The organism is Candidatus Hydrogenedentota bacterium, from assembly GCA_019637335.1.
Lineage (GTDB): Bacteria > Hydrogenedentota > Hydrogenedentia > Hydrogenedentales > JAEUWI01 > JAEUWI01.
Window position 1 is genome coordinate 20,310 of sequence record JAHBVV010000014.1, and the last position, 17,261, is coordinate 37,570.

Genomic DNA, 17,261 nt, shown 5'->3' on the forward strand with positions numbered 1-17,261 from the left:
GCCATCAAAACGGTTTTGGATTGCTTGACCGCGGGCCAATTTCGGGCTTCCGAAGGCTTTACGCGCGGCACTGAGTTGATACGCCTTTTCCGGCGCCCCCAGCGGCGCGCCGCCAGGCCATACACGAAAGGATTACCACATGTGGGAACGCTTTACCGAGCGGGCTAAGCACGTAGTCAGCGCCGCCCGCGAAGAGGCCACCCGCCTGGGCAGCGAATACGTCCGTACGGAGCACATCCTCCTGGGGTTGTGCCGCGAGCCCGAGGGCATCGCTGCGCGCGCGCTGGAAAACCTGGGGGTGGATATCGAGGCGCTTGCGATCGAGATCGAGCAGCAGGTGCAGCCCGGTTCGGCCGTGGTATCCAACGACGAGATCGCGTTTACGCCGCGCGCAAAGAAGGTGCTGGAGCTGGCGGTGGAGGAGGCGCGCCGCTTCAACCACAGCTATATCGGCACGGAGCACATCCTGCTGGGCCTGCTGAAGGAGGGCGAGGGCATCGCGGCGAAGGTCTTGCAGGACATGAAGATAGACCTGGGCCGCATTCAGGCGGAGGTGATCCGGCTGCTGGGCGACCAGGGCCGCTCCCCGGGCGAGCAGGCGCAGACGGGCAAGAAATCGCAGACGCCGGCGCTGGACAATTTCGGCCGGGACCTCACGCAGCTTGCGCGCGAGGACAAGCTGGACCCGGTAATCGGTCGCGAGGGCGAGATCGAGCGGGTGATCCAGGTGCTCAGCCGCCGCACGAAGAACAACCCGGTGCTTATTGGCGAGGCGGGCGTGGGCAAGACGGCGATCGTCGAGGGCCTGGCGCGGGCGATCATCGCGGGCGATGTGCCGGATCTTCTGTTGAAGAAGCGGGTGCTGACGCTGGATCTGGCGGGTGTGGTGGCGGGGACGAAGTACCGCGGACAGTTTGAAGAGCGCCTGAAGTCGGTGATGAAGGAAATTCGCCGCGCGGACAACATTATCCTCTTTATTGACGAGTTGCACACGATTGTGGGCGCTGGCGCGGCGGAGGGCGCGGTGGACGCGGCCAACATGCTCAAGCCGGCGCTGGCGCGCGGCGAACTGCAATGCATCGGCGCGACGACGATGGACGAGTATCGCAAGTACATCGAGAAGGACGCGGCGCTGGCGCGGCGCTTTCAGACGATTATGGTGGAGGCGCCGAGCGTGGCGCAGACGATCGAGATTATCAAGGGCCTTCGCGACAAGTACGAGGCGCACCACCGGGTGAAGTTCTCGGACGAGGCGGTGATCGCGGCGGCCAAGCTTTCGAACCAGTATATTGCGGATCGCTTCCTGCCGGACAAGGCGGTGGACGTGATTGACGAGGCGGGCAGCCGCGCGCGGCTGCAAATTACGACGCGCCCGATCGAATTGAAGGAGATCGAGCAGGAGATCGAGACGGTAACGCAGGAAAAGGAATCGGCGATCCGCCGCCAGGAATACGAAAAGGCGGCATCGCTGCGCGACAAAGAGCGGACGCTGATCAACAAGCTGGAGGAGAAGAAGCGGGAGTGGGAGCTGAAGCGGGATTCGGCGGAAACCGTTATCAACGAGGAAGATATCGCCTATATCGTGTCGAAATGGACGGGGGTGCCGCTCACGAAGCTGGAGGAGAACGAATCGGAGCGTCTGCTGCGCATGCGCGAGGAGCTTCACCGTTCGGTTATCGGCCAGGAGGAGGCTATCGACTCGATCACGCGGGCTATTCAGCGGTCGCGGGCCGGTTTCCGGGATCACGCGCGGCCGGTGGGTTCTTTCCTGTGCCTGGGCCCGACGGGGGTGGGCAAGACGCTGCTGGCGAAGACGCTGGCGATGTTCCTTTTCGGCAACGAGGACGCGCTGATCACGGTGGACATGTCGGAGTACATGGAGCGCTTTGCTGTATCGCGGCTGACCGGGGCCCCCCCGGGGTACGTGGGCTACAACGAAGGTGGCCAGCTGACGGAGCAGGTCCGGCGGCGCCCCTATTCGGTGGTGCTTTTCGACGAGATCGAGAAGGCGCACCCGGACGTGTTCAACGCGCTGCTCCAGGTGCTGGAGGAGGGCCACATGACGGACTCCACGGGCCGGAAGGTGGACTTTCGCAACACGGTCATCATCATGACGAGCAACGTGGGCGCGCGCCGGATCGGCAAGGGCGGGGGCACGCTGGGGTTCCAGCGCGACGACGAGGAGTCGCAGTACCAGAAGATGAAGGAGAAGGTGATCGAGGAGGCGAAAAAGGTGTTCAATCCGGAGTTTATGAACCGGCTTGACGACACCCTCGTGTTCCACCGGCTGACGGACGAGCAGCTGATCGATATTGTCGACATCCACGTGAAGGATATGGTGGAACGCGTTGCGGAAAAGGGTGTACACTTGCGGCTGCGCCGCGACGCCAAGGAATTCCTGGTGCGCGTGGGGAGCAACGAGGAGTATGGCGCGCGCCCCCTGCGCCGCGCGGTGCAGCAATACGTTGAGGACCCCCTGGCGGAACTGTTGCTTCGGGGGAATCTGGAACCTGGTTCACGAATCGAAGTCTGGCCGTCGGATACCGAGGAAAAGCTGGTGTTCGAGCAGGCGGAATTAGCCGCGGAAGGTGTAGCTACTTGAAGAAACTAGCGTTGGGCTTTGCCCTCACGCTGATCGCCCTGGCCCTCCAGTCCCCCGCACCGGCGCAGGAAGCCGGCAATGTGGGCGCCGTCCGTATAGACGGCCTGGAGCGCGTGAGCGAACAGCTGGTCCGTTCCAAGCTGGAGGTGCAAGCGGGTCAGGAGTACAACCCCCGCGCGGTCTCCCGCGACATTCGCCGCCTCTACGACCTGGGCTTCTTCACGCATATTGAAGCGGACGCGACCCGGGAGAGCGGCGCGATCACCGTGACCTACGCGGTTACCGAGAAGCAGGTAATTGAGAAGGTCCTGGTGATGGGCAACCGCAAGATCAAGGAGCGGCGCATTCTCTCCGCCCTGACGATGCGCGAGGGCGATCCCTTTATCCCCGAAGCGATCGAAGAGCAGCGCTCCGCGGTCCTGGATCTGTATGAGGGGAAAGGGTTTGCGAACGCGACGGTCGATATCGTGGCGGAGCGCGTGGGCCCTTCGCGGGTGCGGCTCAGCTACGACATCCAGGAGGGGACGAAGGCGAAGATCCGCAGCATCACGTTTGTGGGCAATGAGGCGCTGAGTTCGCGCAGGCTCCGCAAGCTGATGCTCACGAAGCGCGCCTTTTGGTTCCTGGGCGGGAAGTACGAGGAGGAGAAGCTGGAGCACGATCTGCAGAAAATCATCGACAATTATGGTGATTTCGGGCGTCTGGAGGCGGAGATTACCCGCACCGACCTGCTTTACACGGGCAACGGCCGGCGGATGGAGCTGACGGTGTATCTTCAGGAGGGCGCGGAATACCGCGTGGACAATCTCGATGTCGCGGGCAATATTGTTTATGACGACGACGAGCTTGTGGACCTGGTGGAGGTGACCGCGGGCGAAGTGCACAACAAGTCGCAGGTGGAGCGCGACGCCGGCGTGCTGGAGAAGAACTACCAGACGAGCGGGTACGTTGCGGCGGATGTTACGCCGATCGTCACGCTTGATCGGGACACGAAGACGACACGGGTGACGCACCGCATCGCGGAGGGCGACCTCAAGTATATTCGCGAGATCAAGATTATTGGCAACGAATTGACGAAGGACGAGGTCATCCGCCGTCAGGTGGCGTTGAATCCGGGGGATCGCTACGATGGTTCGCTCGTGGAGCTGAGCGAGCGCGGCTTGCGGCGCACGGAGTACTTCGACACCGTTCGCACGAGCCTGGATTTCGCCGATCAGGACGATCTCTTCACCAACCTGATTTTCGACGTGGAGGAGGGCAAGCAGGGCAACTTCACGTTTGGCGGCGGTTTCAGCACCGACGAAGGCGTGGGCGGTTTTGCGGAACTGCGCCTGAACAATTTTGACGCGACCAACTGGCCCAACTTCACGGGCGGCGGCCAGCAGCTTGCGGTCCGCCTGAACGTGGGCAGCCAGCGGGATCAGTACTCGCTGAGCTTCACGGATCCCGAGATACTGGGGTATCCGTTTGCGCTTGGCTTTGATGTTTTCGACGATTCCTACAGCATCCGCGGAGGCGCGAGCTACCGGGAAGAGCGGCGGGGCGGCCAGATCCGTCTGGGGAAGGTCCTTTCCAACTATGTCAGCTATCGCGGCGCCTTGCTGTACCAGACGACGGAGATAACGGAGCTGCCGTTTTTCGTGAACCCGGCGATCCGGCGGCAGGCGGGCGAGACGACGACGGTGAGCCTGCGCAACGAGCTCGAGCGCAACACGCTGAACGCGTTCCGGGATCCGTCTCGTGGCAGCAAGCACGTCCTGAGCCTGGAGCTGGCGGGCCTGGGCGGGGACAACGAGTTCTACAAGCTGTTTCTTGATTCGACGTGGTACCGGGCGGTGGACAAGGAGGAGAAGTGGATCCTCTCGTTCCGGTCGCGCGAGGGCTACGTGGCCGAATACGGCGGATCGGATTTCGTGCCGCTTACGGACAAATTCTATGCGGGCGGCACGACGACGGTGCGCGGGTATGACAACCGGGATATTGGCCCGAAAGCGCGGGAGTTCATAATCTTCGGTGACCGGTTCCCGCTCGGGGGCAACCTGCTGTACATTGGCAACCTGGAGATGAAGTACAAGCTCACGGAGCAGGTTCGTTTCTACAGCTTTGTCGACGCCGGCGGCGTCTGGGACGATGACGACTTCGACTTCGGCGAGATGCGCTACAGCGCGGGTATCGGGTTTGGCGTGGAAGTGCCCGCGCTGGGGCCGATCCGGGTGGACTACGCGATCCCGCTTAACGCGGACGACGATCAGGGCAGCGGACGCCTTCACCTGATTTCCGGAATTCGATTCTGATACGCTGATCGGGGCCCCGCCTCGCCTGCCAGGCAGGCGATTCGGGGTCCCGTTTTTCTTGCATGATTTCGCGCGTTGTTGATACAATCACCGGTGTCCCCGCTGGCTGGTCCGGCGCGTATTGGCCGGTGCGTTCCGGCGGCCGCGCCGGGTAACGGCCGGGGACGCCGCGGAAGGGCCCGGCCAAAAACATCAGGGCGGTTTCTGTTTGCCTCCTTGCACGGGTGACCGGCAAGCCAATAAAAAAAAGGACCAATTCACGTGACTTCTACGCTCAAACACTTCATGACCCTTTCCATTTGCTGCGCGCTTCTGGCTGGCCTTGCGGCCCCGGGCGCTTTCGCCCAGGAGGGCGGCAACTACAAGATTGGCGTTGTCGACATGCAGGAGGTCCTGGCCAAGTACGAAAAGCGCAAGAGCAAGTACCAGGATCTGCAGAAGCAAGTTGACGCGCTCCAGAGCGGCATCGACAAGATGTCGGACCGGATCAAGGCGGCGCGCGACGACTACGAGAAGAAAAAGGGGCAACTTTCCGCGGATCAGCTGCTCGACCTGGAGACAAAGATCCGGGCCGACTATGCGGACTACCAGAGCGAGCTGACGAAGAGCCAGCAGCAGATCGACAGCATGGAGGCGAAGGTCCTCAAGGAAGTCGTGAAGGACGTTCAGGACGCGATTGAGGCCGTCGCCAACACGGGGAATTATCATCTGGTGTTGAACAAGGAAGGCGGCCCGCGAAGCGCGGTATTGTTCGCCAGCACGACCATCGACATCACGTCGCAGGTCCTGCAGCACTTGAACAAGTAGCGTGTTCGAAGGCGCCGCCACACCTTGAAATCCTTGAATGAAAGACGCGTACCGGGTTCCCTTGCCCGGTACGCGCTTGCCTGTTTGGGGCAGGGTGTACTACCGCGGCGGATCGAGGCATCCTCATGAAAATGACCGTAGCTGAGATCGCCGCGCTGGTCGGCGGCACGGTATCGGGGGATCCAACCGTTGTCATCACGGGCGTAAACGGCGTGGAACAGGCGCGCCCGGGGGAATTGTGTTTCATCCGGAGCAGCCGCTATCTCCCGCTGTTGAATGAATCGTCGGCATCCGCCGTCTTGATCCAGGAAGCGCCGGCGGGCCTGAAAATTCCCGCGATCGTCGTGGCGTCGCCGGACCAGTGCTTCGCGGTGATCCTGAAGCACTGCGAATCGAACTCGCTCCGGCATCCGCAGGGCATCCACCCGCGGGCGGTGATACACCCGTCGGCGATTCTCGGCCGGGATGTCGCGGCGGGTCCCTGCGCGGTGATCGAAGAGAACGCGCGCCTCGACGACGGCGTGGTGGTGTATGCGGGCGCCTATATCGGGCGCAACGTCCGGATTGGGGCCGGGACCGTGGTCTACCCGAATGTTACAATACGGGAAGAGACGGAGATAGGCCGGGATTGCATCGTTCACGCGGGCGCGACGATCGGGAGCGACGGCTTCGGGTACGCGAACGTGAATGGCGAATGGGTCAAGATTCCACAGGTTGGCCGGGTGGTGCTAGGGGATGGCGTGGAGGTGGGATCGGGCACGGCGATAGATCGTGCGACGTTTGGCGAGACTCGGATTGGCCGAGGTACGAAAATTGACAACCTGGTCCAGATTGGACACAATGTTCACATAGGCGAACATTGCGCGCTCGCCGGCATGGTCGGCGTTGCGGGCAGCGCCACGATCGAGGATGCCGTCCAGGTTGGCGCCTCGGCGGGCGTGAAGGGCCACATCACGATTGGCCGCGGCGCCATTGTCGCCGCGCGCGGCGGCGTAACGCGGTCGGTGGAGCCGGGCGCGATCGTGTCGGGCTTTCCGGCCATCGATCACGAAGAGGAGCGCCGGGTGCTGGTGGCGCAACGGCGGGTCCCGGAATTGATCCGGCGGGTTAAGTCGCTGGAACGCGCGCTGGACGCATTGAAAGAGCAGCTTCAATGAGCAGACAGAAGACGATCAGCAAGCCAGTGTCCTTTTCGGGAATCGGGCTGCATACGGGTAGCCTTACCACGGTAACGTTCAAGCCCGCCCCGGAAAACGCCGGTATAACGTTTTTTCGCGTGGACCTGGACGGTAGCCCGCCGATTCCCGCCAACATCGACAATGTGGTGGACGTTTCGCGCGGCACGACGATCGGAATTGGCGACGCGAAGGTGCACACGGTGGAGCATGCGCTTGCGGCGATGGTGGGCCTGGGCATCGACAATCTGAACATCGAGCTGGACGCGGAGGAGATCCCGAACGGGGACGGCAGCTCGCTCCCGGTAATGGCGGCGCTGCAGAAGGCGGGGATTGTCGAGCAGAACGCGGACAAGCAATACATCACGGTGGACCGTCCGGTGTATTACCGGCAGGGGGATGTGACGCTGAGCATCCTGCCGTCGGACGAGCTCCGGGTCTCGATGACGATCGCCTACGATCACGTGGCGATCGGGACGCAGTACGCCTCGTACACGATTACGGAAGATACTTTTACGCGCGAGATCGCGCCGGCGCGCACGTTTTGCTTCCTTCGCGAAGTGAAGATGTTGCAGGAGAAGGGCCTGATCCGGGGCGGGAGCCTGGAGAGCGCGGTGGTCATCGGGGATGACACCATCCTGAATGACGAATTGCGTTTCCCCGACGAGTTCGTGCGCCACAAGATTCTCGATCTGATTGGCGACATGTACCTGCTGGGCCGCCCGGTGAAGGGCCACGTGGTGGGGGTCAAGGGGGGCCACGAGAAGAACGTGCTGTTCTCCAAGCAGATCAAGGAGACGATCTCGAACGGGCACGACAAGCGCGAGGCGCGCCCGCACCCGGTTTCGAAGATAACGCGCCCGCCGGCTCTGGACGTGAGCAAGATCATGAAGATCCTGCCGCACCGCTACCCCTTCCTGCTGGTGGATCGGATTCTTTCGTTTGTGCCGATGGAACGCGTGACGGGCATCAAGAACGTGACGGTAAACGAGCCGTTTTTCCAGGGTCACTGGCCCGAGACCCCGGTGATGCCGGGCGTCATGATTGTCGAAGCGATGGCGCAGGTGAGCGCGGTGTTGATTTTCGGCGATGGCCGGGAGCCGGACGGCAAGCTGGCGTTTTTCCTGGGGGTGGACAAGGCGAAATTCCGCCGGACGGTAGTGCCGGGCGACCAGCTCATCATCGAATGCGAGATGGTGCGGCGTCGGAAGAACGCGTGCAAGGTGGCGGCCAAGGCGCTGGTGGACGGGCGCGTGGCGGCGGAGGCCGTGATGACGTTCGGGCTGATGCCGATGGAGCAGCAGTAGGCTTCCGGAAAGCGGCCTGGTATTTTCAGGGTGCAGTTCTGATATTACCACGCCCGAACAGTGGGGGAAGTAAAGAAAAGTCTCGATTTCTGGTAGCACTTTATCCGTATAAAGTGGCGCCAGCCCATTCTTGTCATGTCGCGAAACTACGACAAGAGCGCGCAAGGCTGGGAGCGCAGGTCGAAGACGCGGCGTAGGAGGGCGTGCCCGCCTGCAATGCACCGGCGGTGCTTGGCGTGTTTGCAAAATCGGCCCATTTGATCGGGGAGACGATTGGACCCGGACTTCCGCTGTTTAGATTCGCGCCTCCGGCGCGTTGCGGGCGGGCCGCCCGCGCTCCCATTGGTCCGCACTTCCGTTGCGGCGCGGGATTGTGTCGTCGAGAAATCAAGCCAGCTTCATTCCGCTATAGAATTACGATTTTTGCAGTGCGCCGGAAACCCACTATGATGCGGGCTTTCAGCCCTGGCCGAAATCGTCGTCATTCTTCCGGGCCTGCGGCCCAGGCAAAGGGATCCGATAATCTATGAGGGCTGAACGCCCGCTCCATAGCGCTCGTAATTCACCGGTAATATCAGAACTGCACCCTTGTTTTTACCTTCCGGTCGGGCCGCGCCGCGGATGGCTCAGCCTCCCCCCTCTTCCAACACCGCGGTGGCGCGCTCCAGGACGATATCGCGCCGTTCGCGGTGGATCTCCATCAACGCGTCGCGATCCAGCACAATGGGGACGTCCGGCGTCACGGCGCCCGCGCCGGCTGCATCGGCTACGCCCCGGGGATTGCCAGCGGCGTCGAGCGAGCGGCGTGACGGGTAGTAGATGACGTAGCCGCCGGGCAGCGTCAACTCCACGTCGGGGGTGGTGGGCGATCCGTAGGTTGGGGTTTCCCCGACCACCCGCACGTTTTCGCGGCCCTGCAGGAACGCGGCCATGGACTCGGCGGGCCCCATGGTGTAGCCGTCCACGAGCACGGCCACGGGGCCTTCGAAGGCGGGTGCATGCGGCTCCACGTATAGCGTCCTCCCCTCATTCGCCTTGAAGGCGGCGGCATCGCCGTCCCAGAACGCGGGGGTCTCGTAGAAGGCGCGTTCCGCGACGAGGGGCGACAGGAAGCGCGGGACCAGGGCCGCATCGCCGCCCTGGGTCCCCCGCAGGTCGATCAGCAGCCCGGTCGCGCCGGCGCTGACAGCCGAATTGACGGCATTCCGGAAATCGCGATGCGGAAATGGGGTGGTCAGCGTGGGCGCGATTGCGGCGACCCGGATGTACCAGGCTCCGCCGTCGAGCGCGCGGCTCATGACGGGGCTTGCGAATAGATCGAGGGGCGACCATACGGGACGTTGCAGCGCCAGCGTGGCGAAGCCGTCGCTGCGCCGTTCCAGCGTCACGGTCCGGGTGGCGGCGTCTTCCGGATTCTGGTAGGTGACGCGGCAGACATCGCCCGCCGCGCCGCGCGGGAGCCAGGTCAGTTGTTGTTCCCGGCGCATGAAAGGGGTCGCCGCGGGGGCCTCGGACCAGCGGATGCTGGTTTCGTCCAGGGCGTCGCGCACCGGCTTGTCATTCCACTGATGAATGATGGCGCCGATTTCGATGTCCGCGGCTTCCGCCGCACTGCCCATCAACACGCTGCCCACCATGACCGTTCCGCCGGGCAATTCGGCGAGGGTCAGGCCAACGGTGGCGCCCTCCTCGGCCTCGCGCAGGGCGTCGTTGGCGTCGATCTGGACATTTCCATCGGGAATTGTGTGGACATAGCGCCGGAGGGCGAGGTACCAGGCGTTTCGGTCACCCGCTTCGTGCGCCGCCGCGACATCCGCCGCGACCTCGGTGTAGAGCGCGTCCCAGGCGATGCCTTTCTCGGCGGTATAGGCGTATTCGCGGCCAATCCGCTCGTGCATGAGCTGGAACGCGCGGGGCCAGGGGCGGCTGCGGAGGTCGTTCTCGGTGCGCAGGATGGCGGGGAGCGGGACGTTGAGCATGGGGACTTCGATGCCGGTGACCGGGATACGCGCGCGGGTGCACGCGCCGAGCACGAGCGGGAGCAGCATGGCGGCGGTGACGGCCAAAGCGGTGTGCGAGGTGTGAGAGCGATTCGACTTCATGGGAGGGCACCCTTCTACCGGATTGCGGCCTCGCACGAATGCGGGCCTGCGTTCTTGATGGTTACTGTAACATATTCGGGAGGCGATCCCCAGTGGACGGCCTGGTTGGTGAGGGTAGGCTTCAAGGCGCAACCGAGTAGAAAGAGAGAGCACCACGAAGGGCACGAAGGACACGAAGAGAAGAAGTCCTGGAACGGATTTTTCCATGCCAAGTTGCAGGGAGGCGATTCGGGTCAGGGTTCAAGGTTGGTGCGGGCGGGGGATTGGACTTGGAGCCACAAAGAGCACAGAGAACACAAAAGATTTGTTTGAACCGAGAATGGACTCCGCGCAGCCTTGGGCCGCGATCTGGAATTCTGACCACGGATTACACGGATTGCACGGATAGAGAAGGAATTCGATGAGTTCCAACCGCGATTGGTGAGGAATGAAGGCTGGGCCGTCGCGCATTGGGAATCCAAGGCTGCGTTTGTGGCGTTGATGGACAGATTGAACCCGCCGCTCACGCTAACTCAGCCTGGAGGGCCAAGCCACGTTGGCGGGCGTTGAATTCCGGCGTAGTTGTCGGGGCTGCGTATGGTATGATACGGGTTTGGCCGCTCGTCCCCGTCTCGAACTCGCTGAAAGGCTTGTCATGTCCATGTTGAAGCGTTTTATTGTCGCCGTTATCGCCGCCGCGCCCGCTCTGGTTGCGGGAGCGCAGGAATCCATCTCCGCGCGGGATCGCCTGTTGGAGAGCATGGGCCACATTGCGGGGCTGCCGGCGTACGCGGTGGACATCGCCATGGCGTTTGAAATGGCGGGCGCTGAGGGGGAGACGAACCGGACGGCAATCACTTCGCATCTTTCGATGGCGGGTGGTGATCGGGCGCGTTTTCGGGTGAATATTGAGGAGGGGGCGATGGAGCTTTTCTACGCGCCGGATTCGAATTATATCTATCTGGAAACGCAGAACCAGTATGTGGAGGGGGCGGCGTTTGGGGATCGGGAGAAGGCCCTGACGATGATGCCGGGGCGGGAGTACCGGACGTCGCAGCTGCTGCTGAGCGCGTACCTTCACAACAGCGGCGGGCTGCTTGACGGGATCGAGACGGTAGCGTTTGCGGAAAGGGAGGGCGAGGACGGCGTGGACGAGATCCGGGCGGAGAACGAGGATGTGGTGACGCGCTTCTGGATCCGCCAGGGGGATGCGCCGCTCCTTGAGAAACTGGAGCTCGATCTCTCCCCCATGGTCTCCCGTTCGAACCCGGAGATCACGAAGGCGACCATCACCTACACCTTCGAGAATTGGAATACGGCGCCCGAATTTGGCGGGGAGCACTTCGCTTTTGTGATCCCGGAGGGCGCGAAGGAATTCAAGCCGGCGAGCCGCCCGGCGGATCCGCTGGAGGGGAAGGCGGCGCCGGACCTTACGCTGGAATTGCTGGACGGTTCGGGACGCCTGGAACTGTCGAAGCACCGGGGCAAGAACGTGGTGATCCTGGACTTCTGGGCTTCGTGGTGCGGGCCGTGCCGGATCGGGCTGCCCATCGTGACCGAGGTCGCAGACGCATTCCAGGACCGCGGCGTAGTTCTTTACGCGGTGAACGTGGCGGAAGATCGCCAGCGCGCGGAGGCGTTTGTTCGCGACACCGGGCTCACGGCTCCGGTGGCGCTGGACGCGAATGGCGTGGCGCAGCGCCTTTACGGGGCCAACAGCATTCCGAAGACGGTTATCATCGACCGGGAAGGCGTGGTGCGGGAAGTCCACGCCGGGGTGTCGCCGAGTCTGAAATCGGAATTGACGCAGGCGCTCACCGAGCTGACGCAGGAGAGCGCCGCGGCGGAATAGGCGCGCGATTCGGCCTTGCGTTCGATCAACCGGCGTCCCAGAGCGACAGGAATTCCTCGCCCTCGGCGGGCTGAAGAATCTCCGGGCGGATGAGGCGTTTCACGATGGGATCCGGGACGCGCGTGATTTCGCCGGTCTCGGGTATGTGGGTGAGCGTGCGCAGGACTTTTTCGGTGTCGTCGCATTCGTAGTACATCCAGGCGTTGCCCTTGCCGGGGACAATCTGGGATGTCTTGAAGTATTTCATGGGGTGATTCCTTTCGAATTCTCTGGAAGTGGGCCGGTCAAAACGCCGGGCCGTCTTGGTTTTCGGCATCCGTGACTTCGGGGCCGCTCAAGCAGCGGTAGGCCGCGTCGAGTTGCGCGTGGCTGCCGACCAGCACGAGCACGTCGCCCGTTTGGAGGGTGAAATCGGCCGGGGGGTTGGTGTTGGGCTTCCCGTCGCGCACGACGGCGATAATGGTGACACCGGTCTCCGCCCGCAGGTTGAGACCGGCAATGGTCCGCCCGGGAGCGACGCTGTCCTCGTCGAGATAGAAGGTCTTTGTCGCGGTAAGGCGGAGCACCTCCATGAGCTCCCGCATGCGGTCGGGCAGTTCGGCGGCGTCGTCGCGCAGGACCCCGTAGCCGCCGGCGCGGACGGACGCGATCTGCGCCTGGACGATGTTGTCGGGCACGCGGAATTCGGTCAGCACGGTGGCGAAGAGTTTGATCGACACCTCGAAATCGGCGGGGATGACCGTGGTGGCGCCGGCGCGCATCAGGAGTTCGAGTTCATCGATGTATTCCGTGCGCACCACAATGGGGATATCGTGCCGCAGCACCCGGACCTGGGCCACCATGCGGCGTGTGGCGATGCGGTCGTTGACGGCGATGACAACGGCGCGCGCGTGGCCGAGGCCGGCCTCTTCGAGGATGCGCGCCCGGGTCCCGTCACCCACGACGACGTGCAACCCGGCATCCCGCGCTTCCCGGGCGAAGGCCCGGTTCATTTCCAGCACGGAGCACGGGATATGGGTGGCGTGCAGCACGCGGGCGAGGTTGCGGCCGTTGACGCCGTAGCCGACGATCAGGACGTGGCTGTTCCCCTCCTCCCCCCCGCTATCCGCTTCGCTCGCGCCAGCACCGGATCGCCCGATAAGCCGGGTCAGGGAGGTGGCGAGCCCGCCCGAAACGGGGAGCAGCAGGGCCCCGGCCATCATGGTGCCCACGATGACGGGAATGAGGCTGTCCATGGCCTCGGCGGACATGAGGTCGGCGGTGTGGGCCTCGCGGGCCAGCACGTAGCCGAATTCACTGACGGTGCAGAGCCCGATGCCGCCCTGGATGGCGACGCGAAGGGGCCAGCCGGAGATGGCGATGGCGAAGGAGGTGACGGCGGCCTTCATGACGAGGATGCCGGCGACGGCCGCGACCACGAAGAGGGCATTTTCGGCGACGTAGTCGAGCTGGACGAGCATGCCGAGCGAAATGAAGAAGAGCGCGTTGAATACGTCGCGGAAGGGTGTAATCTCGGCGACGAGCTGGTGGCGGAGGTCCGCCTGTGCGAGGAGCAGGCCGGCGGCGCAGGCTCCCAGGGCGGGGGGCCAGTCGATGGCGTGGGCGAAGGCGGCGCCGCCGAAGGCCATGAACACGGCGAAGAGGGTGAGCAGCTCCGGTCCGCCGTATCGCCCCAGCCCGTCGAGCGCGCGGGGCAGGGCATAGCGGACGGCGGCGACCGCGGCTCCCATGGCGAGAAACCCGAGGCCGGCCTGCACGATGGAGGTAGAGAGGGAGGCGCCTTCCTCGCGGGTGACGAAGGGGAGCAGGAGCATGAGGCCGATGACGTAGACGTCTTGCAGGAGCAGGTTTCCGGTGCTGATCTGGCCGGCGGGCGTGCCGACTTCATCGCGGTCGCTCAGGGTTTTGAGGACGATGGCGGTGCTGCTGAGGCTGATGGCCATGCCGAGGAGGATGGCGGGGAGCACGGGCATCTGGAAGACGAGCATGGCGCCGGCGGCGAGGAGGGTGGTACCGGCGAGCTGGATGGCGGTGAGCAGGAGGAGGCGGGGCCCGGCCTGCATGAAGGATTCGGGCGACAGCTCGAGGCCGATAATGAAGAGGAGGAGCACCAGGCCGAACTCGGCGAACACCTCGACCTCTTCTTCACTGACGATCCCGAGCAGGTGGGGGCCGATGAGTATCCCCGTGAAGAGAAAGCCGAGTATGGAGGGCGCCTTGAGGAATCGGAAACAGAGGGCGGCGACCAGCGCGGTGCCGAAGAGCACGGCGGTCTGTGAGAGCATGTCCGGGTGGTGCATTGAGCGCGGGGCCCTTCGGGATCAGCTGGCGCGATCGAGGAGGACGTCAACCTCGTCGCGTATCAGCGCGAGGATCTGTTTGCGGTGCTCTTCGGAGACCTTGTAGTGCTGCTTTTCTTCCAGCAGGTCCATGGTGCGCTGCGCGACCTGGTGGGCGAAATCGTGAACTTTCATGGGAGTTCCTTTCGAGGCATAAAAACGGGCCATTTGACACGGGTGAGTGTGTCAAATGGCCCGGAAGAAATCAATGCCCGATGGGTGGGAGTGGCTAGAGACCGGCTTTTTGCTTGAGCGCGGCGGCCTGGTCGGTCTCTTCCCAGCGGAATCCCTGATCTTCCCGACCGAAATGCCCCAATGCGGCGGTCTTCCGGAACTGGGGGCGGCGCAGGTCGAGCGTCTTGATGATGGACGCGGGCCGGCAGTCGAAATGCTCCTTCAGGATATCGCTGAGGGCGCTGTCGCTGATTTTTCCGGTACCGAAGGTGGTGGCGTGAACGGAGACCGGCTGGGAGACGCCGATGGCGTAGGCAAGCTGGACTTCGCATCGGTCGGCGAGGCCGGCGGCCACGGCGTTCTTGGCCATGTATCGGGCCATGTAGGCCGCGCTGCGGTCGACCTTGGAGGCGTCCTTGCCGCTGAAGGCTCCACCGCCGTGACGTCCCATGCCGCCGTAGGTATCGACGATGATCTTGCGCCCGGTCAATCCGCAATCGCCCACGGGCCCACCGACGACGAAGCGCCCGGTGGGGTTGATGTGGAACTTGATCTCGCCCTTGACGTATTCGGCGGGCAGGATCGTCTCGATCTCCTTGATCAGGGTCGAGCGAATCTCTTCGTGTGTCACGTTCGGCGAGTGCTGGTTGGAGAGGACGATGGTGTCGATGCGCTGGGGCACGTTGTCGACGTATTCGACGGTCACCTGGGACTTGGCGTCGGGCTGAAGCCAGGGGATGACGCCGTCTTTGCGGAGGCGGGTGATATGGGCCAGTATGCGGTGCGAGAGGGCGATGGGCAGGGGCATGAGCTCGGAGGTTTCGTTGCTGGCGTAGCCGAACATCATGCCCTGGTCGCCGGCGCCCTGCTCCTTGTCGATGCCTTCGCCTTCGTTAACGCCCTGGGCGATGTCGGGCGACTGCTTGTCCAGGGTGACCATGACGGCGCAGGCTTCGCCGTCGAAGCCGGCGTCCCCGCCGCGGTAGCCGATGTCGAGGATGGTGTCGCGCACGATGCGGGGTATATCGACCTGGGCCTTGGAGGTAACTTCGCCCGCGACGACGCAGAGGCCGGTGGTGACGAGGGTTTCGCAGGCGACGCGGCTCATGGGGTCGCCGGCGAGCATGGCGTCGAGAATGGCGTCGGAGACGTTGTCCGCCACCTTGTCGGGGTGGCCTTCGCTGACGGACTCGGAGGTAAACAGCATCCGGTTGGTATCGCTCACGGTGTTATCCTTCCTTGCATCGGATTCGCGGTTGTTGCGCGGGCGAGCGCCTAGTTCAACTGGGAAGCGAGCGAGGCCACGTCAAGGCGGAAACCCGGGCCCATGGTGCTGCTCATGCAGCAGCTCTTGAGGTAGATGCCCTTGCAGGAGGAGGGCTTCGCCTTGATGATGGCGCGGATGACCTCGACGGCGTTTTCGCGAATCTGTTCGGGCGAGAAGGAGGCCTTGCCGACGGGGACGTGGATATTCGCATTCTTGTCGACGCGGAATTCGATCTTACCCTTTTTGATATCGGTCACGGCCTGGCCGACATTGGGGGTGACGGTGCCGGCCTTGGGGCTGGGCATGAGGCCGCGGGGCCCGAGGACCTTACCGAGGCGTCCGACGAGGGCCATCATGTCGGGGGAGGCGACGGCGCTGTCGAAATCGGTCCAGCCTTCCTGTACTTTCTGGACGAGGTCTTCGGCTCCGACGGCTTCGGCTCCGGCGGCCTGCGCGGCGGCGATCTGGTCGGCCTGCTTGCAGAACACGACGACGCGGGCGACCTTACCCGTGCCGTGCGGCAGCGAGACGGAGCCGCGAACCATCTGATCGGCGTGGCGGGGGTCGACGCCCAGGAAGAAGGCAAGTTCGATGGTCTCGTCGAACTTGGCGGTGGCGCATTCCTTGGCGACGACAGCCGCTTCTTCGACGCTGTGGAGTTTGGTGGCGTTCACCTTGCCGGCGAAGGCCTTCTGGCGCTTGCTGAGTTTTGCCATGGTGTGTTCTCCCGTGGTGCGTGCGAGGCGGGCAGCCTCTCCCACTTTTTTGGCAATGCGATCAAACAACGGCGCCGCCCCAGCCGGAAGGGCGAGACGGCGCCTGGAAACTGGCTTTGCGGGGGATTACCCCTCGATGAGCAAGCCCATGCTCCGGGCCGTGCCGGCGATCATCCGCTTTGCGGAGTCGACGTTCGCGGCGTTGAGGTCGGGCATTTTGAGGGTGGCGATCTCTTCGACCTGCGCGTCGGTGACGGAACCGACCTTGGTCTTGTTGGGTTCGCCGGAGGCCTTGGCCAGCTTGGCTGCCTTCTTGAGCAGGACGGCGGCCGGGGGCGTCTTGGTGATGAAGCTGATGCTGCGGTCTTCGTACACCGTGATCACGACGGGAATCACGAGACCAGACTGCTCGCGGGTCCGCTCATTGAACTGGTTGCAGAAGTCCATGATGTTGACGCCGTGCTGGCCGAGGGCCGGTCCCACGGGGGGTGCGGGGTTGGCCGCACCGGCAGGGACCTGCAACTTGATTTGGGCTTTGATTGGTTTTGCCGCCATGTTCTTCGCGCTCCAGCTTCGCACCTTATCCGTGGGATAAGAGCCTTAGATTTCGTTTGGGGTTGGGGCGGGGCGCTGGCGATTGGGCCAGT

At 63.6% G+C, this 17,261-nt stretch carries 13 protein-coding genes; 6 read left to right on the top strand and 7 right to left on the bottom strand.

Going from position 1 to position 17,261, the window contains the following annotated elements; all coding sequences use genetic code 11:
• Positions 1 to 139 precede the first annotated feature (139 nt).
• The 5 genes from KF886_15440 to lpxC all read left to right on the top strand — a co-directional run bounded on the left by KF886_15440 (position 140) and on the right by lpxC (position 8,185).
• A complete protein-coding gene (locus tag KF886_15440) occupies positions 140 to 2,602 on the top strand; it encodes an ATP-dependent Clp protease ATP-binding subunit (protein ID MBX3178752.1) in 2,463 nt (820 codons plus the stop codon).
• Positions 2,599 to 4,896 (top strand): outer membrane protein assembly factor BamA, encoded by a 2,298-nt coding sequence (gene bamA, locus KF886_15445; protein ID MBX3178753.1) that lies wholly within the window; start codon positions 2,599 to 2,601, stop codon positions 4,894 to 4,896. Before KF886_15440 ends, bamA begins: the two co-directional genes overlap by 4 nt.
• Before the next feature lie 261 nt (positions 4,897 to 5,157).
• Positions 5,158 to 5,703: an OmpH family outer membrane protein gene (locus KF886_15450; GenBank protein MBX3178754.1), complete on the top strand. Its 546-nt coding sequence runs from the start codon at positions 5,158 to 5,160 to the stop codon at positions 5,701 to 5,703.
• Positions 5,704 to 5,828: 125 nt separating this feature from the next.
• Positions 5,829 to 6,860, top strand: coding sequence for a UDP-3-O-(3-hydroxymyristoyl)glucosamine N-acyltransferase (lpxD, locus tag KF886_15455; GenBank protein ID MBX3178755.1), 1,032 nt, complete (start codon positions 5,829 to 5,831; stop codon positions 6,858 to 6,860).
• Complete coding sequence (lpxC, locus tag KF886_15460) at positions 6,857 to 8,185, top strand: UDP-3-O-[3-hydroxymyristoyl] N-acetylglucosamine deacetylase (protein MBX3178756.1); 1,329 nt, start codon at positions 6,857 to 6,859, stop codon at positions 8,183 to 8,185. The genes lpxD and lpxC overlap by 4 nt, the downstream gene beginning before the upstream one ends.
• A gap of 626 nt (positions 8,186 to 8,811) precedes the next feature.
• Here the strand turns inward: lpxC and KF886_15465 are convergent.
• Positions 8,812 to 10,287: a hypothetical protein gene (locus tag KF886_15465; protein MBX3178757.1), complete on the bottom strand. Its 1,476-nt coding sequence runs from the start codon at positions 10,285 to 10,287 to the stop codon at positions 8,812 to 8,814.
• 634 nt (positions 10,288 to 10,921) lie between these two features.
• Here KF886_15465 and KF886_15470 point away from each other — a divergent pair.
• On the top strand, positions 10,922 to 12,118 hold the full coding sequence (locus KF886_15470; GenBank protein MBX3178758.1) for a redoxin family protein: 1,197 nt from the start codon (positions 10,922 to 10,924) through the stop codon (positions 12,116 to 12,118).
• A gap of 25 nt (positions 12,119 to 12,143) precedes the next feature.
• Here KF886_15470 and KF886_15475 read toward each other — a convergent pair whose 3' ends face one another.
• From KF886_15475 to rplK, 6 genes are all read right to left on the bottom strand, one after another.
• On the bottom strand, positions 12,144 to 12,365 hold the full coding sequence (locus tag KF886_15475) for a hypothetical protein (GenBank protein ID MBX3178759.1): 222 nt from the start codon (positions 12,363 to 12,365) through the stop codon (positions 12,144 to 12,146).
• A 37-nt stretch (positions 12,366 to 12,402) separates the two neighbouring features.
• Complete coding sequence (locus KF886_15480) at positions 12,403 to 14,418, bottom strand: cation:proton antiporter (protein ID MBX3178760.1); 2,016 nt, start codon at positions 14,416 to 14,418, stop codon at positions 12,403 to 12,405.
• A 21-nt stretch (positions 14,419 to 14,439) separates the two neighbouring features.
• Entirely contained in the window at positions 14,440 to 14,592 is a 153-nt protein-coding gene (locus KF886_15485) for a hypothetical protein (protein MBX3178761.1), read from the bottom strand.
• 94 nt (positions 14,593 to 14,686) lie between these two features.
• Positions 14,687 to 15,838, bottom strand: coding sequence for a methionine adenosyltransferase (gene metK / locus KF886_15490; GenBank protein ID MBX3178762.1), 1,152 nt, complete (start codon positions 15,836 to 15,838; stop codon positions 14,687 to 14,689).
• A gap of 68 nt (positions 15,839 to 15,906) precedes the next feature.
• Positions 15,907 to 16,614, bottom strand: coding sequence for a 50S ribosomal protein L1 (rplA, locus tag KF886_15495; GenBank protein ID MBX3178763.1), 708 nt, complete (start codon positions 16,612 to 16,614; stop codon positions 15,907 to 15,909).
• 126 nt (positions 16,615 to 16,740) lie between these two features.
• The gene (gene rplK, locus KF886_15500; GenBank protein ID MBX3178764.1) at positions 16,741 to 17,169 is read right to left on the bottom strand and encodes a 50S ribosomal protein L11; all 429 of its coding nucleotides are present in this window, start codon (positions 17,167 to 17,169) and stop codon (positions 16,741 to 16,743) included.
• Between the last annotated feature and the right edge of the window lie 92 nt (positions 17,170 to 17,261).